The organism is Streptomyces tricolor, assembly GCF_002155905.1.
GTDB classification, from domain to species: domain Bacteria; phylum Actinomycetota; class Actinomycetes; order Streptomycetales; family Streptomycetaceae; genus Streptomyces; species Streptomyces tricolor.
On sequence record NZ_MUMF01000025.1, the window covers coordinates 1 to 22033 of the forward strand.

The 22033-nt window shown below is 66.6% G+C and carries 26 protein-coding genes; 19 read left to right on the top strand and 7 right to left on the bottom strand.

Translation table 11 applies throughout. The features are described from left to right. Window positions 1-168 precede the first annotated feature (168 nt). From CCN44_RS02100 to CCN44_RS02130, 7 genes are all read left to right on the top strand, one after another. A complete protein-coding gene (locus tag CCN44_RS02100) occupies window positions 169-525 on the top strand; it encodes a hypothetical protein (RefSeq protein WP_059249628.1) in 357 nt (118 codons plus the stop codon). Window positions 526-658: 133 nt separating this feature from the next. Continuing rightward, window positions 659-946 (top strand): hypothetical protein, encoded by a 288-nt coding sequence (locus CCN44_RS02105; RefSeq protein WP_059249627.1) that lies wholly within the window; start codon window positions 659-661, stop codon window positions 944-946. Window positions 947-1102: 156 nt separating this feature from the next. Further along, window positions 1103-1609, top strand: a complete 507-nt coding sequence (locus tag CCN44_RS02110) for a DUF5949 family protein (protein ID WP_059249626.1) — start codon at window positions 1103-1105, stop codon at window positions 1607-1609. Then, window positions 1609-2193, top strand: coding sequence for a vitamin K epoxide reductase family protein (locus CCN44_RS02115; protein WP_059249625.1), 585 nt, complete (start codon window positions 1609-1611; stop codon window positions 2191-2193). The genes CCN44_RS02110 and CCN44_RS02115 overlap by 1 nt, the downstream gene beginning before the upstream one ends. Window positions 2194-2294: 101 nt before the next feature. Further along, entirely contained in the window at window positions 2295-2810 is a 516-nt protein-coding gene (locus tag CCN44_RS02120) for a hypothetical protein (RefSeq protein WP_059249624.1), read from the top strand. 258 nt (window positions 2811-3068) lie between these two features. Next, window positions 3069-3596, top strand: a complete 528-nt coding sequence (locus tag CCN44_RS02125; protein ID WP_059249623.1) for a tyrosinase family oxidase copper chaperone — start codon at window positions 3069-3071, stop codon at window positions 3594-3596. Then, the gene (locus tag CCN44_RS02130) at window positions 3580-4446 is read left to right on the top strand and encodes a tyrosinase family protein (protein ID WP_059249622.1); all 867 of its coding nucleotides are present in this window, start codon (window positions 3580-3582) and stop codon (window positions 4444-4446) included. Before CCN44_RS02125 ends, CCN44_RS02130 begins: the two co-directional genes overlap by 17 nt. 81 nt (window positions 4447-4527) lie before the next feature. Here the strand turns inward: CCN44_RS02130 and CCN44_RS02135 are convergent, their stop codons facing one another. From CCN44_RS02135 to CCN44_RS02145, 3 genes are all read right to left on the bottom strand, one after another. Continuing rightward, complete coding sequence (locus tag CCN44_RS02135; RefSeq protein ID WP_059249621.1) at window positions 4528-4872, bottom strand: chaplin; 345 nt, start codon at window positions 4870-4872, stop codon at window positions 4528-4530. Window positions 4873-5198: 326 nt separating this feature from the next. Beyond that, window positions 5199-6158, bottom strand: coding sequence for a D-2-hydroxyacid dehydrogenase family protein (locus tag CCN44_RS02140; protein WP_059249620.1), 960 nt, complete (start codon window positions 6156-6158; stop codon window positions 5199-5201). Between the two features lie 547 nt (window positions 6159-6705). Then, window positions 6706-7461 carry a GntR family transcriptional regulator gene (locus tag CCN44_RS02145; protein ID WP_086696701.1) on the bottom strand — a complete coding sequence of 252 codons (756 nt, stop codon included), beginning with the start codon at window positions 7459-7461 and terminating at the stop codon, window positions 6706-6708. Window positions 7462-7540: 79 nt separating this feature from the next. On the opposite strand from CCN44_RS02145, the gene CCN44_RS02150 reads away from it, so the two are divergent. The 5 genes from CCN44_RS02150 to CCN44_RS02175 all read left to right on the top strand — a co-directional run bounded on the left by CCN44_RS02150 (window position 7541) and on the right by CCN44_RS02175 (window position 9606). Further along, window positions 7541-7819, top strand: a complete 279-nt coding sequence (locus tag CCN44_RS02150; RefSeq protein WP_086696702.1) for a hypothetical protein — start codon at window positions 7541-7543, stop codon at window positions 7817-7819. Between the two features lie 12 nt (window positions 7820-7831). After that, window positions 7832-8143 (top strand): hypothetical protein, encoded by a 312-nt coding sequence (locus CCN44_RS02155; protein WP_086696703.1) that lies wholly within the window; start codon window positions 7832-7834, stop codon window positions 8141-8143. Window positions 8144-8342: 199 nt separating this feature from the next. Next, window positions 8343-8567 carry a hypothetical protein gene (locus CCN44_RS02165; protein ID WP_086696705.1) on the top strand — a complete coding sequence of 75 codons (225 nt, stop codon included), beginning with the start codon at window positions 8343-8345 and terminating at the stop codon, window positions 8565-8567. Then, window positions 8564-9307, top strand: a complete 744-nt coding sequence (locus tag CCN44_RS02170) for a GntR family transcriptional regulator (protein WP_086696706.1) — start codon at window positions 8564-8566, stop codon at window positions 9305-9307. Before CCN44_RS02165 ends, CCN44_RS02170 begins: the two co-directional genes overlap by 4 nt. Then, the gene (locus CCN44_RS02175) at window positions 9304-9606 is read left to right on the top strand and encodes a hypothetical protein (RefSeq protein ID WP_086696707.1); all 303 of its coding nucleotides are present in this window, start codon (window positions 9304-9306) and stop codon (window positions 9604-9606) included. Before CCN44_RS02170 ends, CCN44_RS02175 begins: the two co-directional genes overlap by 4 nt. 686 nt (window positions 9607-10292) lie before the next feature. On the opposite strand, the gene CCN44_RS02185 is transcribed toward CCN44_RS02175, so the two are convergent. Further along, window positions 10293-10763 carry a hypothetical protein gene (locus CCN44_RS02185; RefSeq protein ID WP_143649581.1) on the bottom strand — a complete coding sequence of 157 codons (471 nt, stop codon included), beginning with the start codon at window positions 10761-10763 and terminating at the stop codon, window positions 10293-10295. Between the two features lie 542 nt (window positions 10764-11305). Between CCN44_RS02185 and CCN44_RS02190 the strand changes: the two genes are divergently transcribed. Further along, on the top strand, window positions 11306-12634 hold the full coding sequence (locus CCN44_RS02190) for a protein kinase domain-containing protein (RefSeq protein ID WP_158103066.1): 1329 nt from the start codon (window positions 11306-11308) through the stop codon (window positions 12632-12634). Window positions 12635-12752: 118 nt separating this feature from the next. Continuing rightward, window positions 12753-14030: a site-specific DNA-methyltransferase gene (locus CCN44_RS43915; RefSeq protein WP_143649583.1), complete on the top strand. Its 1278-nt coding sequence runs from the start codon at window positions 12753-12755 to the stop codon at window positions 14028-14030. 89 nt (window positions 14031-14119) lie between these two features. On the opposite strand, the gene CCN44_RS43920 is transcribed toward CCN44_RS43915, so the two are convergent. The 3 genes from CCN44_RS43920 to CCN44_RS02205 form a co-directional block, all read right to left on the bottom strand. Continuing rightward, window positions 14120-15106, bottom strand: coding sequence for a hypothetical protein (locus CCN44_RS43920; RefSeq protein ID WP_143649585.1), 987 nt, complete (start codon window positions 15104-15106; stop codon window positions 14120-14122). 8 nt (window positions 15107-15114) lie between these two features. Beyond that, window positions 15115-17499, bottom strand: coding sequence for a coiled-coil domain-containing protein (locus CCN44_RS43925; protein ID WP_143649587.1), 2385 nt, complete (start codon window positions 17497-17499; stop codon window positions 15115-15117). A gap of 614 nt (window positions 17500-18113) precedes the next feature. Continuing rightward, window positions 18114-18578, bottom strand: coding sequence for an NUDIX hydrolase (locus CCN44_RS02205; protein WP_167403930.1), 465 nt, complete (start codon window positions 18576-18578; stop codon window positions 18114-18116). A gap of 18 nt (window positions 18579-18596) precedes the next feature. On the opposite strand from CCN44_RS02205, the gene CCN44_RS02210 reads away from it, so the two are divergent. The 5 genes from CCN44_RS02210 to CCN44_RS02230 form a co-directional block, all read left to right on the top strand. Continuing rightward, the gene (locus CCN44_RS02210; protein ID WP_086696712.1) at window positions 18597-19376 is read left to right on the top strand and encodes a GntR family transcriptional regulator; all 780 of its coding nucleotides are present in this window, start codon (window positions 18597-18599) and stop codon (window positions 19374-19376) included. 138 nt (window positions 19377-19514) lie between these two features. Next, window positions 19515-19871: an SCO3933 family regulatory protein gene (locus CCN44_RS02215; protein WP_086696713.1), complete on the top strand. Its 357-nt coding sequence runs from the start codon at window positions 19515-19517 to the stop codon at window positions 19869-19871. 2 nt (window positions 19872-19873) lie between these two features. Beyond that, window positions 19874-21229, top strand: coding sequence for an FtsK/SpoIIIE domain-containing protein (locus CCN44_RS02220; protein ID WP_086696714.1), 1356 nt, complete (start codon window positions 19874-19876; stop codon window positions 21227-21229). 81 nt (window positions 21230-21310) lie between these two features. Then, window positions 21311-21514 carry a hypothetical protein gene (locus tag CCN44_RS02225; RefSeq protein ID WP_086696715.1) on the top strand — a complete coding sequence of 68 codons (204 nt, stop codon included), beginning with the start codon at window positions 21311-21313 and terminating at the stop codon, window positions 21512-21514. Then, on the top strand, window positions 21514-22033 hold a 520-nt coding region (locus tag CCN44_RS02230; RefSeq protein WP_086696716.1), incomplete at its 3' end, for a DUF2637 domain-containing protein. The genes CCN44_RS02225 and CCN44_RS02230, both read left to right, overlap by 1 nt.

Consider the following 22033-nt stretch of genomic DNA (forward strand, 5'->3'; position numbering starts at 1 on the left):
GCGTCCTCCGCCAAGCCCGCCGCACCGAGCGCCCCGGCCACCACTCCCGCGGCCTCCACGGCGCCCACCACCCCGGCGTCGTCGGCCGGCCCCGCTTCCTCGGCCAGCCCCTCGGCGTCGGCCGCCACCCCTGCCGCGCCGGCCGCTCCCGCCGCGACGGCCGCCCCCATGGCCTTCGCCGTACCGGCGGCCCTCACCGCGCAGACGGCCATGCGGCAGGGCGACGTCCTCGGCGTCCCCTCCTCCCGCGACCTGACCAGTGACGCGCTGTCCGCCCTGCAGACCGCGATCGACAATCTGGTGAACGCGGTCACCGAACAGCTCGACAACCTCCTGTCGTCCGCCACCGACGTGGTGTCGGGCCTGGTCGACCTGCTGGGTACGACCCTCCTCGGCAAGGACACGGCCGCTCCCAGCGTCGACACCCTGCCCGCGCTGCCCAGCCTCCCCGCGGAGCCCACCCAGTCGGCACAGGCGACTCAGCCGGCCCAGACGGCTCAGCCCACCCAGTCGACGACCAGCTGACGCGGGCGATTCCCGGTGGGCGCACGGGGATCTCATATGTCTTCTCGGTGCCGGGTTTCCGGTCCGTCCGGAACTCGTTAGGCACGGCGTCGGAAATCCCGGGGTGACGTGAGTTGCCGAAGAAAGGAACACGATGAAGTCCCTCAAGGCTGCCGCCGTTGTCGCTGGTTCCGTGGCCCTCGCCGGCGTCGCCGCACCCGCGTTCGCCTACGACGCCCAGCACCTGCCGCCGCTGAGCCTCAACGGCGGCCTCGCCCACCTCACCGAGAAGCCGCCCACCGTGCAGGACCTGCTGCCGGTGCAGCACCAGTCGGACGCGCTCGACACCGAGAACAAGAACTCCGTGCTGAGCAGCGTCAAGGGCGCCACCACCACCCTCAACCAGCAGGGGCTGCTCGGCGGCCTGCCCCTGCGGCACTGACGCGCCCCCGCCCGGGCCGGTACCGCACCCCGTGCGGAACCGGCCCTCGGCGTGTCCGGGACCCCGTCGCTCGATCGTGTGGCGCCGTCCCGGGCGCTGCTCCGGACGGGTGAGAAGCCGCCGGACCGGGCGGCGGCCCGTCGATATGGTCGCGCGGTGACCTCAGCATCCAGCGAAATCCGCACCTTCCGCGCCGCCGACCTCGGCACGCTCGCCCTGATCCCCTGGCTGGCCAGGAACGAGGAGGGCGACGGCCGGACCCCCTGTCTGCTCGCCTGCTCCCTGGGCGACGGCCCGGACGGCCCGGAGGCCGCGTCCGCCGCCGTCACGCACCTCCTGGAGGACATGGGCCTGACCGCGGACGGCGAGCCCGTGAACGGCACCACCCGGCCGAGCCTGAAGGTCAGCATGCTGGTCGTCGCCGGCCAGATCGTCCTCCAGCTGCCCCACAACATCAGCAGCCAGGTCACCCCGCCGGCGGACTGGCTGGCCGCGGTCGAGGAACTCGGCTACGCCTACTTCATGCTCACCACCCGCATCTGCCCCTCCACCGGCCCCCGCCGGCCGGCCGAGGGCGCGGAGCTGGCCGCGTTCGCGGGCTCCCCGGACACCACGAACGCCGCCGCGCACGTCTACCTGCCTGCCCGCGGCCTGCGGGCCTGATGCGCCGGTACGCGGGCGGCAGCCGCGGCCTCGCCCTGCTGATCGTGCTCACGGGGGCCGCCGGACTGCTCGCCTCCTGGGTCATCACCCTGGACAAGTTCAAGCTGCTGGAGGATCCCGGCTTCGTCCCCGGGTGCAGCCTGAACCCGGTGCTGTCCTGCGGCAGCGTGATGGAGAGCGACCAGGCCTCGGCCTTCGGGTTCCCCAACCCGATGCTGGGCCTGGCGGCCTACGGCATCGTGATCTGCGTCGGCATGAGCCTGCTGGCCGGCGCCCGCTTCCCCGGCTGGTACTGGCTGCTGTTCGAGGCCGGCTGCCTGTTCGGCGTCGGGTTCGTGTCCTGGTTGCAGTTCGAGTCGCTGTACCGGATCAACGCGCTGTGCCTGTGGTGCTGCCTGGCCTGGCTCGCGACCATTCCCCTCTTCTGGTACGTGACGTCGGTCTGCGTACGCGAGGGCTTCCTGCCCGCGCCCGGCCCGGTGAAGACATTCTTCGCCGAATTCACCTGGGTGCTTCCGCTGCTGCACATCGGTGTCGTCGGAATGCTCGTACTGACCCGCTGGTGGGACTTCTGGACGAGCTGACTATTACGGCACTCGGGGGAATTGTGAAATGCAGGGGATTTCCGCTCGTTACGCGGTACGGACGTCGAACCCCCCGCATCCTGAAAGGGACCGTACCTGACATGAAGCCGACCACCCGAGGAACCCTTGCCGCCGTCGTCACGGGCGTCGCGGCCACCGTGGGGGCCGCCGGTCCCGCCGCGGCCGCCGGCACGGTCCCCGTCCCCGTACCCCTGGGCGGCGTCTCCCACGCGCTGGACATGGAGCTGCCCCGGCTCGGCGCCGAGCTGCCGCTGCTCAAGCCCGGTGCCCCCGAGGGGCCCCGGTACGTCACGGGCCGGCTCCTCCCCGACCGGGCCCTGCCCCAGCTGCCGGTGAGCAGCGGCCTGCCCGGCCTGGACGCCAGGGCTCCGCTGCCGCACGTCCTCGGCGACGGCGGCTTCGACCACCTGGACGTGGACGCGCCCGCCGGCGACCTGCGCGCGCTCGCCCCCGGCCTGTCCGTGGACGCCCCGCTGACCGCGCCCGACGGCGACAACTTCGGCCTGCCGTCCGCCAAGCTCCCCGAGGCCGGCGTCGTCGCCCCGGTCCTGCAGACCGTCGCCGGCGGCAACCTGGCCACGGGCCCGGGACTGTAACCCGGCCCGGCCGCACCCGCCGTACGACGCCCGGCTCACACGGCTCACGGCTCGTACGGCTCGTACGGCTCGTACGGCTCGTACGGCTCGTACGGCTCGTACGGCTCGTACGGCTCGTACGGCTCGTACGGCTTGTCGTGCTCGCTCGTTCTTCTCGTTCTTCTCGTCCGTCTCGCTCGTATGGCTCGTCCGTGGTGACCCCGCGCGCCCTCGGCCGGTTAGCCGGTACGGACATCTGAACCCGGACGAGGAGCGAGCATGGTCGTCGGTGTCGGCGGAGTGGCGGTCGGTGCGGAGCAGCAGGCCGCAGCGGGGGCGGCCAGACCGTCCCGGAGGGAGGTGGCGCGCGGGCTGCTGGTCTCGGCCGCCGCGCTGGCGCTGGCCCCGGTCGTCGCCGCCTCCCGGCCCGTGCACCCGGCCCAGGCCGACGGCAACTCCTTCGACGAGACCTACCGGGGCCGTCGCATCCGGGGCGTGCTGGTGCCCGTCGCGGGGCGCAGGGCGGCCGACGGCGAGTGGCGGATCACCATCGACGGCCGCCCGCTGCACCTGATGCGCCGCGCCGACGGCAGCTGGCTGAGCATGGTCGACCACTACACGTCGTACCGGACGCCGCTGGAGGCGACCCGGGCGGCCGTGGACGAGATCGGGCCCCGCCAGCGGCTGCGCGACCTGGCGCCGGACCGGCTCGGCGGTGGACACGCCGACGGACACTCAGGCGGGCACGCCGGCGGTCATCCGGGGGGAGACGCGGACATGGGGGGACGTCATGGCGTACGTGCGTAAGAACGTCAGGGCGCTCACCGCGGGCGAGCGGCGGCGGTTCGTGAACGCGCTGCTGACCCTCAAGCGGCGCGGTGAGTACGACGAGTTCGTGCGCATGCACATCGACTTCTACGCCGCCGACGGCGAGAAGGGCCTGCGCACCGCCCACATGGCGCCCTCCTTCCTCCCCTGGCACCGCCGGTTCCTGCTGGAACTGGAACGGGCGCTGCGCCGGGTCGACTCCTCGGTGACGGTGCCGTACTGGGACTGGACCCGGGACCGTACGACGACCTCCGTGCCGTGGACGAAGGACCTGCTCGGCGGGAACGGGCGGCGCTCCGACCGGCAGGTGATGACCGGGCCGTTCGCCTATGCGACGGGCCAGTGGACCATCAAGGAGGGCGTCACCGACGGCAGGTTCCTCACCCGGGACCTCGGCCGCTCCGCCGCGCCCCTCCGGCTGCCCACCCGGAGCGAGCTGCAGTGGGCCCTGGACGATCCCGTCTACGACGCGTGGCCCTGGGACTCGACCGTCCGCAAGGGCTTCCGCAACAAGCTGGAGGGCTGGGGCGCCGGCAGCGGCAGCGCCTCCTGGAAGAACCACAACCGGGTGCACCGCTGGGTCGGCGGTGCGATGCTCGGCGGCGCGTCCGTCAACGATCCGGTGTTCTGGCTGCACCACGCCTTCCTCGACCTGCAGTGGTACCGCTGGCAGCGGGCCCACCGCAGGCACCGCTACCTGCCGGCCGAGCCGCCCCGCGCCTCCGACGCCCAGCACAGGCGGGTCGTCGCCCGGCACCAGAAACTGCCGCCGTGGGACGAGACGCCGGACCAGCTCGACGACGTCAGCAGGATCTACCGGTACGCGTGAGGGGGTGCCGGACACGCGGCCGGACACGGGAAGAGCCCCGGCGCTCGGATGCCGGGGCTCTTGCCTGGGGTGCCGGTCGGCTCAGTTGCCGTAGCCGCCGTCCTTGCCGTAGCCGCCGTTGCCGTGGCCGCCGTTGCCGTTGTGACCCGGGCCGGGGTTGCCGGGCTTGCCGGGCGCCTCCTTGCCGCCGTCGTTGACGCAGGCGTTGCCGAACGCCGGGTTCAGCAGGGCGATGATGTCGACGGTGTTGCCGCACACGTTGACCGGGATGTGGATCGGAACCTGAATGACATTGCCGGACACCACGCCGGGCGATCCGACGGCCGCGGACTGGGCACCCGCGTCGGCCAGGGCCAGCCCGGCCCCGCTGACCACCACGGCACCGGTGCCGACAGCGACAGCGGCTGCCTTCGCGATGCGAGACATCACGTTCTCCTTTTGTAGCTGGAAAGCGCAGCGGCAGAGCAGCCGCCGCACTTTCCGTTCAACGGCGCGACGCGGGGCGGGTCACGGTGATCAGCCGGGGATCACTCTTTTAACAGCAGGGACAGCAGGGACAGCAGGCATAAGGGGGCAGCACGAATGGCGGACGGCAGAAACGGCGGGGAGCGGCGGGGAGCGGCGGGCCCGGGCCAGGGGTGGATCGCAGGCCGCGCGCGGAAGGGCGGCGGAGAGGTGCGAAGCCCGACCGGCCCGCAGGGGGCCCGCAGGGAGCCTCCAGCGCCTGAGGAGTCTCAGAGGACTCAGTGGTCTCAGGGGAGCCGTCGTACCGGAGCGCCCGCCAGGTAGGCCTGGATGTTCTCCACGGCCTGGCCGTAGTACGTCGCGTAGTTGGCGTGGGAGACGTAGCCGAGGTGGGGTGTGGCGAGGAGGCGGGGCGCGGTGCGCATCGGATGGCCGGCGGGCAGCGGCTCGATGTCGAAGACGTCGACGCCGGCGCCGGCGATCCGGCCCTCGTGCAGCGCGGCCAGCAGCGCGTCCTGGTCGACGATGGCGGCGCGGGAGGTGTTGACGAGGTAGGCGGTCGGTTTCATGAGGGCGAGTTCGGCGGCACCGACGAGGCCGCGGGTGCGGTCGCCGAGGGCGAGGTGGACGGAGACGAAGTCGCTGCCGCTCAGCAACTCCTGCATCGAGCCGGCACGTTCGACGCCCACCTCCTGGGCGCGCTCCTCGGTGAGATTCCGGCTCCACGCGCTGACCCGCATCCCGAAGGCGAGCCCGACCCGGGCCACCCGGCTGCCGATCTTCCCCAGCCCGAGCAGGCCCAGCCGGCGGCCGTGCAGGTCGGCGCCGACGGTCGACTGCCAGGGGCCGTTGCCGCGCAGCGCGTTGCTCTCCTGGACGATGCCGCGGGCCAGGCCGAGCAGCAGTGCCCAGGTCAGCTCGACCGGAGGGGTGCTCGAACTCGCCGTACCGCACACGGTGACGCCGTGCGCCTGCGCGGCGGCGTAGTCGATGACGCTGTTGCGCATGCCGGAGGCGATGAGCAGCTTCAGCCGGGGGAGGCGGGCGATCAGGGAGCCGGGGAAGGGGACGCGTTCGCGCAGGGTGACGACGATGTCGTAGTCGGCGAGCGCCGCGGCGAGGGCCTCCTCCCCGTCGAGATGCTCGCGCAGCGCGACGACCTCCACCTGCTCCGCGATCACCGACCAGTCGGCCGACTCGGTCGCCACACCCTGAAAGTCGTCCAGCACCGCACAGCGAAGTCGCACGTCGTCTCCCCTCCAAGGGCGACTGTACCGACCCACCGCCGCGCTTCTCCCGCCGAGGCGGGCCTCCCCCTGCGGTCCGAACACCGGACGCCCATCAGGTACGACTGCGCACCGGACGCCCATCAGGGACGACGGCCCTCGGGACGATCGGTCGCGGGGGCAGCGCCCGAGGTTCCCCAGGGCGGGCCCGGCGGTCGAGGCGACGCGGCCTGAACAGCACGAACGCCCTCCCGGCGGGGAGGGCGAAGCCTGGCGCCCCCGGCAGGACTCGAACCTGCGGCCAAGCGCTTAGAAGGCGCTTGGCGGGTCGCGAATCGCACCCTTCCTGACCTGCCCCTCTTCCCGTGCTCGGCGTCTCGTGGACCAGCCTTCGACACGCATTCGACTGGCGGCGGCCAAGTATCCGGTAGAGACCGGATCGAGTCATCAAGATCACAAAAAGCCTCTTTTACGAGGCTGACTTCCCCCCTCGTGGCGCGCACTGTGGAGCCACAGGGGTACGGGAGGTGTGATGGATAGTCACTGGGAGCGCAACGGCCCAGAATCGTCACCGATTGATCGGAATCTCATAGACGATCTCGCAGTGGGCGGCGGGCACCACGATGTCCGCCGTCTCCACGGGCCGCCCCTCGTCGCTGTAGTACGTCCGCCGGATGTGCGTGACGAGCGCGGCCTTCTGGATGCCCAGGAGTGACGCCTCCTCGGCGGTCGCCTGCCTCGGCTCGGGCTGCTCCACGGCATGGCTGACGGTGATTCCGATGGCGGCCATGCGGTTCACGACACCTGCCCCGGCATGCGGGCCTCCCTCGGGGAGGACGATGATGGTGCCGGCGGTGAGGTCGTACGGCTCCCAGCTCGTGGACAGCTGCACCGGCCTGCCGTCGCCCAGGAACTCGTACGTCGTCCGGACGCACAGATCACCCTCGCTGATGCCGAGCCGCGCCGCGATGTCCGCGGGAGCCGGCACCTTGGCCTCGGTCCGGCTCTCCCAGTCCCCTTGCCTGCCCGCGGCCTTCATGTCCGCCCGGAACGGAGACCCGTCGGGCCGCTCACGCGCCGACGACCGGACCATGCGCATGCGCTGCCGGGGCTCGGCGACGTACGTGCCCGAACCGGCGCGGCCCTCCAGCACACCCTGGGAGATCAGCAGTTCCTGTGCCCGGCGGACCACGTTCTCGCCGACCCCGTACTCCTGGCCGATCTGGGCGCGGGACGGCAGACGGTCCCCGGGCTCCCATACGTGCTCCGCGATCCGGCGCCGGAGTTCGTCGGCGATGCGGAGATAGGGCGGCTGCTCAGGCATATGGAAAATCTAGTCCACTAGCTCTAATCTAGTTAACTAGCTTCACTGAAAGTGATCGCCGGTTGACGGAGGCTGCCCTGTGCCCGCTTCGGGATCTCGCGCGGCGGCCATCGCCGCCCGGCTGTCCGCCATCGGACTCCCCACGCGCGTGGAGGAGCACGACCGGTACACGTCGATCGAAGCGGAGGTACCGGAAGCGCTCTCCGCCGACTCGTGGCGGAAGGCCCTGGAAGTCGTGGCCGAGGCAGATCGGTTCGGCCTCCTCGCCACCAGCCTGAACGGCCGCACCCTCTGGGCGGTCGTACACAAAGCGGTCCCCGCGACGGGCGATGTCGGGGGACCGAGCCATCAGCGATAGGAGCTGAGCAGCGTGCTCAACCGTATCCGCCGTGCCGTCTCGCTCGCCAGAGCGCGGTACGCCCCCAAGGGCAGGCACCGCCGCCCCTTAACGCCCTCCCTGCCGACGGTCGCCCCCACCTCCCCGGCGTCCGCCGATGCGTCGCGGCCGCCATTGGGCCGGTTCTCCGACAGCGCCGACCATCGACTCCCGCTCGCAGGGGAGGACACCGAACTCGTCCGCCCCTACGTGCTGGCCTGGGAGGAACGAGTACGGCGACGGGCGGTGGTCGTCGCCTCCCATCTGCCGCCTGAAGCCTGGGCGACCCTCGCGGGGGCCGGCTGATGTCTCCACGCCAACAGCTTCGCGTCACCGACGCCTCGGCCGTCCCCTACCGGTCGACCGCCTGCCGTATGGGCACACACCCGCTCTGCACGGAGTCCTCTCCCGTCTCCGCGCCGGTTGACCTGCCGGTTGTCTACGAGACGTGCGTCTGCCCGTGTCATTCGATCCAGGGCCGCTCAGAGCCCAGGGAGGTACAGCGGTGAGCGGCTGGACACCGGGCGGCGCGCTGGTTTCCACAGTCGAGGTCACGGCGACCACCGTGCAGCGTGGCGACGTCATCCAACTGGGCGGCAGAGCGTGCCGGGTTATGGACCTCTTTGAACTGCCCCAAGGGGCCAAACGACTCCTCTTCGAGTCGGGCGAGCTGCTGACCATACACGCGCGAACCCGGCTCGCCGCCGTTCGCGTGCAGAGAAGGCGGTGACCCGGTCCGTGCCTTCACGCCATCACGACATCGCCGACGATCTGCGGCGCCAGATCACAACCGGCGCAGTCAAACCGGGTGAACGCCTGCCCTCCGAGGCAGACCTGGCCGACCGGTACAAGGTCAGTACGACCACATTGCGAAGTGCGCTCGCAGTCCTCCAAAGCGAAGGTCTCGTCGAGAAGATCCACGGGAAAGGCAACTTCGTCCGCCGCTCACTCCGCAAGATCGTGTACGTCGGGGGATGGGGAACGCTGGATCCATGGACCGCCGCTGGAGCGGCCATGCGCGTGACTGTTCGCACCGCCACCGTGCAGGCAGAGGGCTATCTGACGTCCTTGCTGAGGGTGCCGGCGGGCAGTCCTCTCGCTGAGTTCTTCTGCATCAGCCACGAGGGGGACTCACCGCACGGTCTGGCCCGCATCTACATCCCGCGCGACTTGGCGCCGGCCGGGGTGCTGGGCGACGACTCCTCATGGCGGAACACGGCCACGCGATTCGCCGTCCTCGGTTCGGCACCGGCAACTGTCCGGGAGACGGTACGTGCTCGTCCACCGACACCGGACGAGGCATCCGTCCTCCGGATCGGCCCAACGGCGGCAGCCCTCGCGATCACCCGGGTCGCGACCGACTCCACCGGTCGAGTCGTCGAGGCCGCGCTCCTCGTGTTCCCAGGGGATCGCGTCGATGCGGTCTTCACCACCCACCACGTTACCGATGAGAGGGCAACCCAACGATGACGGCACCGAACGAACTACGCCTCCTCCCGTGGTCGGGGCCCGGCGGGAAGCCCTGCTACTTGGACACCGACGACAAGGCCAGCTACATGTCCCGCCTGGCGGACAACATCGAAGCGGTACAACTGGGCACGGCGACCGAGTTGCTGAAGCATGCCGCCGAGACCCTCGACGACCAGGACGCCGCCCTGGAGGACTTGCACCCGCTGGCGAGGGAACTGGCCGGGTCGCTGCGGGATGTTCTCCGCGTTGCAGTCAGCCGCGGTCACCTCCTGGCGGTGAGCGACCCTCATCGACCCTGAAGGGGGTCGCTGCGTCGTCCCAGAGGCTGAGGCAGCTTCCTCTGCTGTGGCCTGCTGGGTGCGACGTGAGATGCCGGTCTGCTGACCGTCGGTCCCGCCGAACAAGAGGCCCGACGAAGCCCACGGCTTTGAACACCCTGCCGTGGGCTTCTGCCATTGCTGGACGGCCTCGGACGGTCCGGAGACGGTTCGGCTGCCGCAGCGCGTCTCCGCCTTGCCATCGCCCTGGGCGGGGCTTACGTCGTGAGCCGGAGCCACGACTGGTTCCCTCTGTCCAGGGTCGCTGATGTCAGCGTTGGACGTCAGTGGAACAGCCCTGGGACTGGGCAGACCTCCAAAGGCTCGTCTGGCCGGTCAGCCCAGCGCCACCAGACATGCCGACTAGTACATCTCCATAGTGTCCGGCGAGTCCGCCGGCCATGGTCCTCCCACTCGCAGAGAACAAGGCCGCCGGACCGCGTGGGTTGGTTGCACTCGGGACAGGCTGGGGTGTCGGTGGTCAGGCAACGCACCTTAGGTGCGCGACCGCTTCGTCCCGAAGCAACTCGGGTAAGGGCTCGACCTTGGGCTGGCGTGTCCCTCACCTGCGGCGATGGTCCACAGGCGTCCGCGCTTGTTCGCCGCTGTCCGTCGGCGCTGTCACGCAGTTAGACACTCACTGCTGTCCCTGTGCAGGAGTGCCCGGATCACCAGCACTCCATTGATCTTCCGGCGTACTGACAGGTCGGGTCGTTGGGGTGGCCTCCCTCGTTGCCGCCGGCGCGCGACCACACGATCAGAACCAGCAGCGCGAGGAACCCGATCACGACGCCCTTGGCCCACTTCATGGACTCCTCATCGCGGACGCGCTGGACGAGTTCCTCGTCCCCCTGCTGGCGTCGCTCCGCAGGGGAGAATCCGCCGTCGTCGGCAATCTCATCGCTAGCGGATTCCTCGTCACTCGACAAGGAATCGAAGCGGATGGCCTCGACTTCGTCACGGCGGGCTTCCCGCGCCTCCCGCTGCGCTCGTTCGGCGTCCGACTCGGGGAAGGGGAAGCGGCGGGACCAGTCACTCTTGTGACAGCTCGCGCAGCTAGAAACACCTTCGCCTCTGACGCGCATCAGTCGGCCTACGCCGTGACCACAGTGTGGGCATGTGTGCTTGACCTCGGCCATGCTCCCCCTTCGGCGACCGGTTCAGATTAAGGCTCTGGCCATGTCTGTGGGGGTAGTACGGAGGTACTTGCCGGGCACACGGCTCCGGAGGGGCTGTGAGAACCGTCGAATGTTGCTGGTCACAGTAACGTTAGCCGCCCCTGAGATGTTGCCGGTCCACGGGTCGTCCACGGCTCTTCAGCTCACATGGGAAGACTCGTTGGGCCAGGCTGTGAAGCCCCACGCCCTCCACTCGACAGTACAAGCCGCAGAATCAGCACGAACACATACGCCGACGCAGCGCCGGTGGGAACCCTGGCGTCAACTCGTGCACCAGTCATCTGGCTGGTACGACAGCTTCGGCGTGCGCCTCACGGACGGTTCTTGTGCCTGGCTGCCGTGACTCCTTAGTTGGTCAGCCGTAGCACGCCCTCTAGCCTAGGCGACCTCACCCTCGCATCCAGTGACCGCGGGTTGGGGACAAGAGGCCAGACGAACAGTCACTCCTGCCAAGGTCAAGTAATATGCGCCTAGTTGACCCGGCTGAGGGGGGGATGGGTCCCATGGCAGGTGCGTCGGACAGCAGCATCAAGGCACAGGAGCGGTATCGTCTCGGCGCTCGAACACTGGGGCACGGGAGCTATGCCCAGGTATTCCCTGCCGTGCACAAGGAAACGGGTGAAGAGGTAGCGCTCAAACGCGCCTACAACCGCCAGGATGCTCAGGACAGGATCAAACGGGAGATTCAGGACCAGAAGCGGCTAGCCCACCCCAACATCATGCCGATTTTGGATCACGATCCAGGCTTCACGTGGTACACGATGCCTCGCGCGGTCGGCAATCTCAAAGACCTTCGCCAAGGGCCGGACGAAGAGGAGCTAGCGTCCATCCTCCTTGCTATCGGTGAAGCCCTGGATGTGGCTCATCAACTCGGGCTGGTTCATCGTGATATCTCTCCCCAAAATATTCTCGCTCTCTCTGGCGACAGCGGTGCAAGATACCGGTGGGTAGTAGCGGATTGGGGCATGGTTCGTCGTCCGCCTGAAGAGGCTTCCCGAATTCTCACCCGTACCGGCCAGGGGATGGGCACGCCAGGATACGATGCCCCTGAACTGAGTGTGGACCCCCGTAAAGCCACGCCAGCGGCGGATGTGTACAGCCTCGGACGCGTTGCTGCTTGGTACCTCACCGGGACGTCTCCTGCAAGCGGAGTACGGCTGCTCCCTGACGGCGAGTTCCTGCATTGGCGACTATTTGTCAACGCATGCACGCGGCAAGAGGCTTCGTTGAGGACGCAGACCATGTCTGAGTTGCGGGACATGGTACAGGTGGTACTTAACGACCGTGATGAGCCTGTACTAACGAAGGCCCGCAGGCTGGTGGAAGGGATCACGCTCGGACAGGAGGGAAGCCTAGAGGCGCTAGTCCGGCTGGTTGACGCTCATCAAGACGACGCTAGCCTGTACTTCGATTACTTCGCGCAGATACCCACTGGTCCTACACGTGCTTGGTGCCACTCTGACCCCGAGCGAGCCGCTTTGCTGGCAGGTGTTCTGGCAAAGCATCTTGTTGCTGGCTCCTGGGGTGATCGAGATAGGGAGTACATAAGTACACCGCTGGCCTTCCTACTCACGGTCCTCCAGGCGTTGGTCGGTAACAACAACCTCGGACACGCCCAAGATCTCGCGCCAGACTTCTTCGCCGCCGAACTCCACTGGCAGGATCAAGACCAACGCAGACGGACTCTAGAGTGGTTGGGCGACCTCCAGGCCCCGGCTGACCGTGCGCTCGCACCGGTCTTGGGCGCGCGACAGGACGTCGTGGAGTACTACAGAGAGCCTGGTTGGCGAGCGCGCAGTGTCGTGCTGGCCACCATCCTCGGCGCCAGCTGAATCCGATCCCGCATCACCGTGGTGGTGACGGCTGTCACCGTGGTCCAATGGGCGAGTGTTGATGAGCGATAACCACAGGCCGATGCCGGAGGGCCCGGTCCCCCAGGAAGAGTCACCAGTGTTTGAGCCCAGCTCAGGACGAGGACGCCGGCACGGCACCAGCCGAAGTGAGCCGTTCGATCGATGGTTTCGCTACCCAGCAGGCTTCGCGTCCGACTATGCCTCCCTGCTCCTGCAGCAGTTGCGGCTGCCCACCGCAGGACTTGTAGTTGATCCCTTCACCGGGTCAGGCGTTGCAGGTACCGCGGCTAGGCGAGCTGGTCACGCCTTCTACGGAGTTGAGGCCCATCCGCTCATAGCTGAGCTTGCAGCTCTGAAACTCGATCGCACCTCAGAGGACCCGAATGGGCTCCTCGCGACTGCCCGTGAGCTCACGCTACAAGTTATAACGACGAGGGCAGACATCGACATCAGCGGCGAAGCCGACCTGACACTTCGCAGTTTTGATCCCGAAACACTCGCCACTTTGGTGAGCTTGCGCGATTTGATCCGAGCAATGCAAGCGCATGAGTGGCACTTGCATTTGAAATGGGCATTGCTAGCGACACTAAGAGATGTCGCATCAGTGCGTGTCGGTTGGCCATACCAAAGACCCGGAAGTCAACGGCAGCCGACATTCGCCGACCCCTTGACTCGCTTCCTTCAGCGTATCGGGTGGATGGTCGAGGATATTCGGGAGTTTGAGGCCAACTATTCTTCCTCGCCGGCATGCCGAGTAAGACAGGGCGACTCCCGGGAGGCTATGAACTGGAGTGAACTGGGGCATGGCACTGCACACGGGTGTGTCACCTCACCGCCGTATCTGAACAATTTCGATTACGCTGACGCGACGCGGCTGGAACTCTACTTCTGGGGTGACGTTACCAGCTGGTCGCAAATGTGTGCCGAGGTGCGTTCTGACATGCTTACGGCTACCACTCAGCAGAGCAGCGTAGGTGCTGCAAGCGATGCCAGGACCCTTTTGCAGACGTACGGGACGGTCGGAACAGAGATCAGTGAAATTGCCGATCGACTCCAGAAAGAAAGAGGAAATCGATCGAGGGGAAAAGAGTATGATCGTGTAGTTCCCGACTACTTTGTAGCGATCGCACGAATTATGGAAAATCTTTCCACAGTGCTGGCCTCGGGAGCACCCGCGGTCTTGCTAGTTGGTGACAGCGCGCCATATGGGGTCTACGTTGACACACCCGGATTGATCGCCAAGCTGGCGAAATGTCAAGGATTCACCCTGGAGGAGGATGTAATCCTTCGTCACCGTGGGCAGCGATGGGCAAGCAATGCCACCCGTCATAATGTGCAACTCGCAGAGCGGCTGGTATTGCTTCGCCGTGATTGAAAGGGTCCGGCGTCTTCCTTGAGTACAAGCTCCTATGAGCCCGCGAGGAAGAACGCCGGCCTCACGAATCAAGGCGCAGAACCACAAATTCATGGATGCTGCGCTGTTGAGAACTCTCGCAGTAGTTCTTCCTTAAGGGAGCGAGTGTCCGTAGATCGCTCAAAGACCATGCCGCGATGAGCTAGCTGGCCAGCGGCACCGCGATACGCGCTTACCAGCGCATCAAAAGCTGAGGCAAGGACAGCCTGTGTAAGCCTCGGGCGCCTGGCGAGATCTCGACCAAGGAATGCGATAACTTCCGTCCTGTGTCGAGCGGGGATATACAGGAGCTCGCCGCCATCTTTTCCGTTAGGGGCTACGACGAGCTGGTTAGCCAAACGCCGACGCGCCTCACTAAGGGCGTAGCCGCCTTTCAGGCGTTGTTCTCCGGCAGCGCGGCTGCTTCGGTTCCGAGACACTTCAGCAGCGAATGCCTCAGCTCCGGCGAAGATGGCACTGTCCACCTGTTGACCATCCGCTGTCGAGTGATGCCACCTGACTACGGCTCTATCCTCAGTATCCGACCTGTTGACGAGAAGTGCGATTACGACCCCTACAGCGATCGCCTGCATCACCTCGCTTCCTTGCCCTCTTCTAAGGGCGACTACCTGGTTTAGCCGCGCCATCGACCATGCCCTGTAGAGTTCCATAGCGCGGCGTTCTGCTGATTCAATGTCAGCCAGCGTCAGCACCAGGTGGTCATCACCCGCGTACTGCTCCTCCAGCAATTCCAGCATGAGTCGCGCCTCGATACCCACGAGCGATACATTGTCGCCCACTTGAGTTACCAGCGGTTCCCCGTACTGGCCGGCGCGACGCAACAAGTCAGCTGGGGTGGGTGGAAGCTTGCCCAATCGATCACGCAGGGAATGGCCACGTGCAACAGGATCGAAAAAGCGTTTACACATGGCTAGGTCGGCTTCCAATGCGCCCGGCGCCTTGTCATACGAAAGGTGCCAGAGCTGAGTGAGGTCGCGAATCAGCGCTACGCACTCGTCACCCGTCAAGATGGCGGGAACCCCGAACACTCGCTGCACGGTCGTACTCATAGTTGAAAGGCCTCTGCGAAGTATCCGCGCTGCCTAAGCGCGTTAACTCGCTCGTTCGTAGTTCCGTTTGATGACGCTATCGCCGGAGAAACTTCAAGCGGAAGGACCACTAGGACTTGATCGTGGGGTGCTTGTGCCTGTCGTCCCCGAAGGTATGAGGCTAGGGCTGACATGTTTTTGGCGTCAATGAATGAGCCAAACTCATCGAGGGCGATAAGCCGGTTGGTAGCGGCGTTATCGTCCCGGTCCAGACGAGCGACCTGCGCCTGCGTGTAGGCGAACGCTTGCTCTCCACTGGAGAATGCCGCGAGTGGGCGTTCGTTAGTCTGCCCGTCCGCAGCTGTCCATGAAAGCTGCAGACTGTCGGGATCCAACTCGACGTTGGTACCTCCGTTGAACAGCGCCGTTCTTACGACTTCGCTCTCGAACCACTGACGAACCTCATCCGCTAGCCAGCGCTTGGCTGCCCTATCGGACGCAGTCTCGGTGCCTGTTTCTCCGCTGTTTTGGCGAATGCGCGACTCCAGTCGGCCGAGTGCTGTTTCCATGCCGCGCAGTGATGAATAGGTGGACCCTAGGGAGTCACGAGCCTTGTCGATTGCAGAGGCCACCTCTGTCAACGCTTGCGCTTGGTCGGCAACGTTGAGCCCGGGCAGGGAGGAGATCTTCGGGAATGCCCTCCTTAGCCAAGAGAGTTCAGGATTCTGACTCAGGAAGCGCGCAGTCGCTGTGACCCTGGAAATGCGGTTCTCGGAATTGCGGTGAGCAAGAGTGGCTTGCTGGGCGGCCTGGGCTTCTCGGCGAGTCAGCTCCTCGAACTCAGCCTGCTCTTTCTCGCGATGCTTTCTAAGGCGCGCAACCTCTACATTGGCCTCGCGGCATAGCTGCACCAACTCCGCCGCTAGAGCATCCTCAGTTTTTCCACCACCGAGTAGTTCTCGGGCATGAGTAAGCCTGGCGTGATCTGCTTGAACAGTACGAGCCTCTTGGTCCAGTTTTGCGCGGTTTGACATCAGGTCTTCAAGGTTGCGCGCTGTTTGCTCAGGGAGCCCCTTCGTCGCCTTTAGTAGGCGGCCCTCGGCCTTTTCGAGGGCTGTCTGGGCGGCTTCTACCTCTCGCAATGCAGCTTCTGTTTGCGCGATTGCTCCGAGCCGGCCTCGCGTTTCCTCGATCTCCTGCGTCAACTGTTCGGCGTCAGCTGAAGGTGCTTCTTCGCGGAGGACAGCCTCACGATGCTGAAGCGCCTCCCTCAAAGCAGTGACAGTCCAATCAGTGCCCCCCTGACTAGAAGAGATCAGGAGCTCGTTGCCTAGATGCTCTGCTCCCTCTGCGTTCTCCAAGCTGGAAGTTAGGCTGCTGATCAGACTCAACAACATCGGAGTGGCGTTAACGCGAGGCTGTCGCTCGAGCAGTCTATTCAGATGCTGACTGGTGTCACGGCGTGCTGCTGCGAGAGCATCCTCAGTCGGCTCCACTCCTACAGCTGCCGCGAGGTTCTGGAGATGGCTTTGTATGGTTCGCAGCGCCTTGTCTCGACGAACTAGATGCTTTTGGGCGTTCTCGAACTCGTTCTCGGCTTTCTCGTTCTTATGCTTTTGCGCGCTCGCATTTTTGATCTGCCTATCGAGCTTCTGGCGCTGCTGATCGAGATCAGCAAGGTGTGCCGCTAGCTCCTCAATTTTCTCATCCATTTCAGGTCCGCGCCCTCGAACCTGCGTGAGCTGCGCGGAGATCTCGACAGCTCTATCCAGCCGCTCGACGCGTTCACGTGCGAGTTTCAATTGATTAGCCAGGCTAATCGCGATTTTCTCGGCCTCGGATGTGATCGTGAGCTCGCGTGACAACTGTGATGGTGCGCAATCAGTGATCTTGTTTTGCAGGTCTCCCAGGGCGAGCTCTACCTCTTCTTGGCGCCGCCTTCCAACTTCGGCGTCCCACTCCTGGATTCGCTTTTGTGCAGTGCTGAGTCTTTCAGATAGGACGCTTACGGGCGTATCGGCCGCCATGACATGGTGCACGCTCAGAAGGGGCGTGATGTCTCGTGGTCGAGCGGATCGTCCGTCGATTCTAATCTCACCGATTAGATCGCCTAGTGGTTCGGCAACTTGAGGCCAGCGACTTGGATCGAGTGCCCACTCCAGTTTCTGCGCCCCGTGCAGGTCGGTAACTGAAACCCGCGCGCTCTTCAGCTGATTTCGGAAGGTTCTCCAGGAATGATCGTTCCCTGTAAAGGGTTGGTCTCCCGTGCACAGCCTGAGAAGCTTAATGGCGTTTGTTTTACCGATGCCGTTGTAGCCTTCGATTCTGCAGAGCGGAATGCTGGGAATCTCGCCGATGATTCGGAGGCCGCGGCGGGTTTCAGCTTCAATCCTGATGTGCATCTGCGATCAACCTTTCGAGGACCAAGTGAGGGCCGAAGGGTTCTGATGCGAGCAGGGTCAAAAGTGAAAGATCTACCCCGTGCGCGGTGCTCTGGTCGGCAGTCGAGCGGGAGTTCCCAGGCGCTCGAATCGCTGAGTCTATTTCCCGAACCACTGTCATCATTTGTTGGCCGACATCTGACACTGCAGTCCCCCCTGTCTGTCGCGACAGGCCATACCCATCAGACCTGATGCTGCCACAGTTGCGGCGTAGGCAAGCCTACTTAAGGCGGAGCGGGTTTGGCCGGTGTCCTGCCCGGTCTGGGGTCGAGCATGGCCAGGGGGCCGTACGCTGGCTGGCAACTCGGGCAGGCTTTGAGTCTGACCGCAATGTGCACGAGTGGCCCCCTGGTCTTGCTCGACGCGGGCCCCGGACCGGGGAGGTGGCTAAAGCCGTGGAGCCGACCGACCGCAGCCACGACGTATCCCCTCTAGCGTCATGCGACTGCTTGCTGAGTGCGCGGCACGGGCGTCGGCCGGGCTGGAGCGGGGCGGAGACAGGAGCGCAGGCCCGGCCGGGGGCCGGCCCGCGTGCGGTGAGCGGAGCGAGCCGCCTTGATGAAGGAGAGAAGGTTTTATCCCGCTGGGATGAGGCGCTTGCCGTCATGGCTGCGTACGTGGGGGCCGTTGCCGTCCAGGGCGTCCAGGAGCCTGACCGCGAAGACCTCGGACATGCGCTCGCTGACCTCGTCGGGCGTGAGCCAGGAAACCGCCGTGGACTCGCTCGACGTGCGCTCGGTGCCGCCGGACGGCTTGCAGCGGAAGACCAGGGCCACGATGCCACGGGTGAGGTTCTTGTAGACGCCGGTCAGCTCGTCCACCTCGACGTGGATGCCTGTCTCCTCCAGGACCTCGCGGGCTACGCCGGCCTCGGGGGTCTCGTTGAGTTCGAGGATGCCGCCGGGGAGTTCCCAGGTGCCGTTGTCGGCTCGGCGGATCGCCAGGAGGCGGCCGTCCTCGCGTACCACCACTCCGGCCACGGAGACGGAGTGGAGGGGGGACGGTGTCACTTCCTGTGCTTGACTCATGTAAAGGAGCATAGGAGGCAGAGAAGGACTATGGGAACTGCGGCTGGAGGGGTCGGATCCGGACCTCGGTACGTGCAGATCGCGGACGAGATCGTGAAACAGATCCGGGCGGGAGTTCTCAAGCCTGGTGACATGGTGCCGAGTGAGTCTGAGCTGGTCGAGCGCTATGGCGTGTCCGGCGGGACGATCCGCAAGGCCATGGTCGAAGTGCGGGCGAGCGGGCTCGTTGAGACCCGGCACGGCAAGGGCTCGATCGTGAAGAACCGGCCACCGGTACGGCACCGATCCTCCGATCGCTTCCGGCGCTCACTCCGGCGGGGCGGGCAGGCGGCCTACCTCGCGGAGTCCGCCCAGTCCGGCGCCACCGCCAAGGTGAGCGTCCTCTACATCGGGCCCATGGAGGTGCCCGAGGATGCGGCCCAGCGGCTGGGCGTTCCGGCCGGTACGCAGGTGCTGGCTCGCCGGCGTCTCTACTTCCGCAACGGCACCCCGGTCGAGACCGCGACGTCGTACCTGCCCTGGGACGTCGTGAAGGACATCCCGGAGCTGTTCGCCGAGAACCCCGGCGGCGGTGGCATCTACGCCCGACTCGAAGACCACGGCTACGAGTTCGCGGAGTTCGTCGAGACACTGCAAGCGCGGCCGGCCTCCAAGGCGGAAGCCTCGGAGTTGGCGCTGAGCCCGGGGGCACCCGTGGTTCACCTAATCCGGGAAGCTCGTACGACCGCGGGTCTCGTGGTCGAGGTGTGCGACACCCTCATGGCCGCTGACCAGTTCGTTTTCGAGTACCGGATCCCTGCCACCGACTGACACGCGCTCAACTCTCCGCGACCCGTCACGAGTTCTTCTTCGTGGCGGGTTGACTCATGTACAGGAGTCGGGCACTCTTCTTCATGTCACTCGTGTACATGAGTGGCGAACCTCAGCATCTATAGAGGAGTGGTCTCTGTGCGTCAGATTTCCGTTGACACCTCCGGCGCCGTGGTGATGGTCGCCAAATCCCCGCAGGTCAAGGTTCGTGACCGCCGTACCGGTGAGATCGCCACCGACGCCGAGACCGGGGCCAAGCTGATGACGGTCGACGTGATGTTCGCGGCGAACGAGGAGGTGGAGATCCTTTCCATCACCGTCCCGGAGCCCGGCATCACCGGCGAGCTGGCCATGGGCACGCCGGTCGCGCTTACCGGCCTGATCGCCCGGCCTTGGGAGAACGACTTCAACGGCCAGAAGCGGCACGGCATCGCGTTCCGCGCGGTCGCGGTCACCTCGCTCGCCGACGCCGCTGCTAGGCCCAAGGCGGCCTGATCATGACCGGCTTCACGGTCTGCCTGGTGCTGGTCGTCGCCGCCGTAGGTCTTCTGCGGTGGCGGCGCCCCGCCTGGTACTGGTTGACCTTCGGGGTCGCGCTGGCCGTGGTGCGGGTCCTGGTCCGGTACGGCTCCGTCATGGATGCGTGCGGGTTAACCGTGCCACCCGCGCGGTGGCGGCTCGCCCTCGCCCGTGCCACCAACCGACCGATACCGGGGCCACGGGCCCCGCGCATCCTGCGGCTGCGGCCGACTCGTACCGGCCTGGTCATGCGGCTCAAGCTCCGCCCCGGACAGGACGCCTTCGACATCGCCGCTGCCTCGGACCGGCTCCGTCACTCGTTCTCCATGTACGGCGTGACCTCGCGGGAACTGCGCTCCGGCGTCGTAGAGGTGCGGATGACCGGCTACGACGTACTCAAGCGGGTGCAGATGCCGGCCGAGAGCGAGACCCGGCCGATGCGGGTCCCGGTCGCCCTGCGGCAGGACGGCTCGGTGCACTACCGCGACTACCGGGCGATACCCCACGCCCTCACCCTCGGGGCCACGGAGTCCGGCAAGTCCGTCTACCAGCGCAACCTGGTCGCCGGACTCGCCCCGATGGACGTCGCCCTCGTCGGCATCGACTGCAAGCAGGGGGTTGAGCTGTTCCCACTGGCCCGCCGGTTCTCCGCGCTGGCCGACAACCCCGACACCGCCGCCGACGTGCTTGATGCCCTCGTGGCCCGGATGGAGCGCATCTATCAGGTCATCCGGGCTCAGCAGCGCATCGCCGCGGATGTGGCGGACGCGGAGATTGCCGCCGACATCTGGGACCTGCCGTCCGATCTGCGCCCGACTCCCGTCGTGGTCCTGGTCGACGAGGTTGCCGAACTCGCCCTGTATGCCAACAAGGATGAGGAGAAGCGCCGGGACCGCATCATCACCGCCCTGGTCCGCCTCGCCCAGCTCGGCCGCGCGGCCGGCATCTACCTCGAAATCTGCGGGCAGCGCTTCGGCTCCGAACTCGGCAAGGGCATCACCATGCTCCGGGCCCAGCTCACCGGCCGTACCGCGCACCGTGTCAACGACGAGACCTCCGCCAACATGGCCTTCGGCGACATCGCCCCGGACGCCGTCCTCGCCGCCATCCAGATCCCGGCCGAGATGCGAGGGCTCGCCATCGCGGGCGACTCGTCCGGAGGATGGCACCGCATCCGTGCCCCGCACACCTCGCTCCGCCAAGCCGTGAACATTTGCAACCGGCATGCCGACCGGACGCCGGATCTGCCCGAGCTGGCTCCGTTCCGGCCCGCTCTCTCCGGCTCGGCCGACGCTCCCTCACCGACGGCCAAGCCGTCCCCGGCCACCGCCTGACTTCTCGGATCCCCACCGGTCGGCGTGACCGCCTTCGCGCCAAGTCCCTACCCCCCATGCCCGAAGAAGGGAGATCCCGCTGTGTGCCCGAACTGCGAGGACTTCGCCCGGACCGTACTCCTGCTCGGCCAACTCGCCCTCTACGCCGACACGACCGGCGCCGACCTGGACTTCGTCGAAGCCGTCAGTCCATCGCTCGCCGTTTCCCTGCCCGAGCCGCCGCCCGGCGTGTTCCCGGACGGCTACGACCCCGACGGTGGCTCCGCCTACCCGGGTGACTCCTGATGGGCGCCCGTCGCGGCCTCCGCGTCGACGCGGTCCTGGTGCAGGCCGTCATCGCCGGCGCACTGTCCTTCGCGCATCTGCACGACCTGGCCTCCGCCGCCGGACAGAACGGGTGGAAGGCATGGGCCTACCCGGTCAGCGTCGACCTGCTCCTGGTGGCCGCCTGGCGGCGCCTGCGCAGTGAGGGCCCGTCCCGGCTGGCCTGGTGCTGGTTCCTGGTCGCGCTATGCGCCTCGCTCGGCGCCAACATCGCTACCGCCGGGTTCCTCGACCTGACCGACCCGCCCGCCTTACTCCGCCTCGGCATCGCCGGATGGCCCGCGCTTGCTTTCCTCGGTGGCACGCTCCTCGCTCACTCGTCGGTTGCGGAGGCGGAGCCGGTTCCGTCGGCACCCGTTGCGGAGGCTGAGGACGCGGAACCTCCGGTTCAGCAGCCGGTACCGGACGTCGAAGCCGGCTCGGCCACAGAAGCCGTGATCGAGCCTGACTCGGCCCCCACCCCGTTGGACCAAGCTCCCG

Bases quoted from the DNA above. Each gene is read 5' to 3' on its own strand.
- CCN44_RS02100 (WP_059249628.1), top strand. From the start codon at position 169: ATGGCCTTCGCCGTACCGGCGGCCCTCACCGCGCAGACGGCCATGCGG.
- CCN44_RS02105 (WP_059249627.1), top strand. From the start codon at position 659: ATGAAGTCCCTCAAGGCTGCCGCCGTTGTCGCTGGTTCCGTGGCCCTC.
- CCN44_RS02115 (WP_059249625.1), top strand. From the start codon at position 1,609: ATGCGCCGGTACGCGGGCGGCAGCCGCGGCCTCGCCCTGCTGATCGTG.
- CCN44_RS02120 (WP_059249624.1), top strand. From the start codon at position 2,295: ATGAAGCCGACCACCCGAGGAACCCTTGCCGCCGTCGTCACGGGCGTC.
- CCN44_RS02125 (WP_059249623.1), top strand. From the start codon at position 3,069: ATGGTCGTCGGTGTCGGCGGAGTGGCGGTCGGTGCGGAGCAGCAGGCC.
- CCN44_RS02130 (WP_059249622.1), top strand. From the start codon at position 3,580: ATGGCGTACGTGCGTAAGAACGTCAGGGCGCTCACCGCGGGCGAGCGG.
- CCN44_RS02135 (WP_059249621.1), bottom strand. From the start codon at position 4,872: ATGTCTCGCATCGCGAAGGCAGCCGCTGTCGCTGTCGGCACCGGTGCC.
- CCN44_RS02145 (WP_086696701.1), bottom strand. From the start codon at position 7,461: ATGCCTGAGCAGCCGCCCTATCTCCGCATCGCCGACGAACTCCGGCGC.
- CCN44_RS02175 (WP_086696707.1), top strand. From the start codon at position 9,304: ATGACGGCACCGAACGAACTACGCCTCCTCCCGTGGTCGGGGCCCGGC.
- CCN44_RS02185 (WP_143649581.1), bottom strand. From the start codon at position 10,763: ATGGCCGAGGTCAAGCACACATGCCCACACTGTGGTCACGGCGTAGGC.
- CCN44_RS02190 (WP_158103066.1), top strand. From the start codon at position 11,306: ATGGCAGGTGCGTCGGACAGCAGCATCAAGGCACAGGAGCGGTATCGT.
- CCN44_RS43925 (WP_143649587.1), bottom strand. From the start codon at position 17,499: ATGCACATCAGGATTGAAGCTGAAACCCGCCGCGGCCTCCGAATCATC.
- CCN44_RS02205 (WP_167403930.1), bottom strand. From the start codon at position 18,578: ATGCTCCTTTACATGAGTCAAGCACAGGAAGTGACACCGTCCCCCCTC.
- CCN44_RS02210 (WP_086696712.1), top strand. From the start codon at position 18,597: ATGGGAACTGCGGCTGGAGGGGTCGGATCCGGACCTCGGTACGTGCAG.
- CCN44_RS02220 (WP_086696714.1), top strand. From the start codon at position 19,874: ATGACCGGCTTCACGGTCTGCCTGGTGCTGGTCGTCGCCGCCGTAGGT.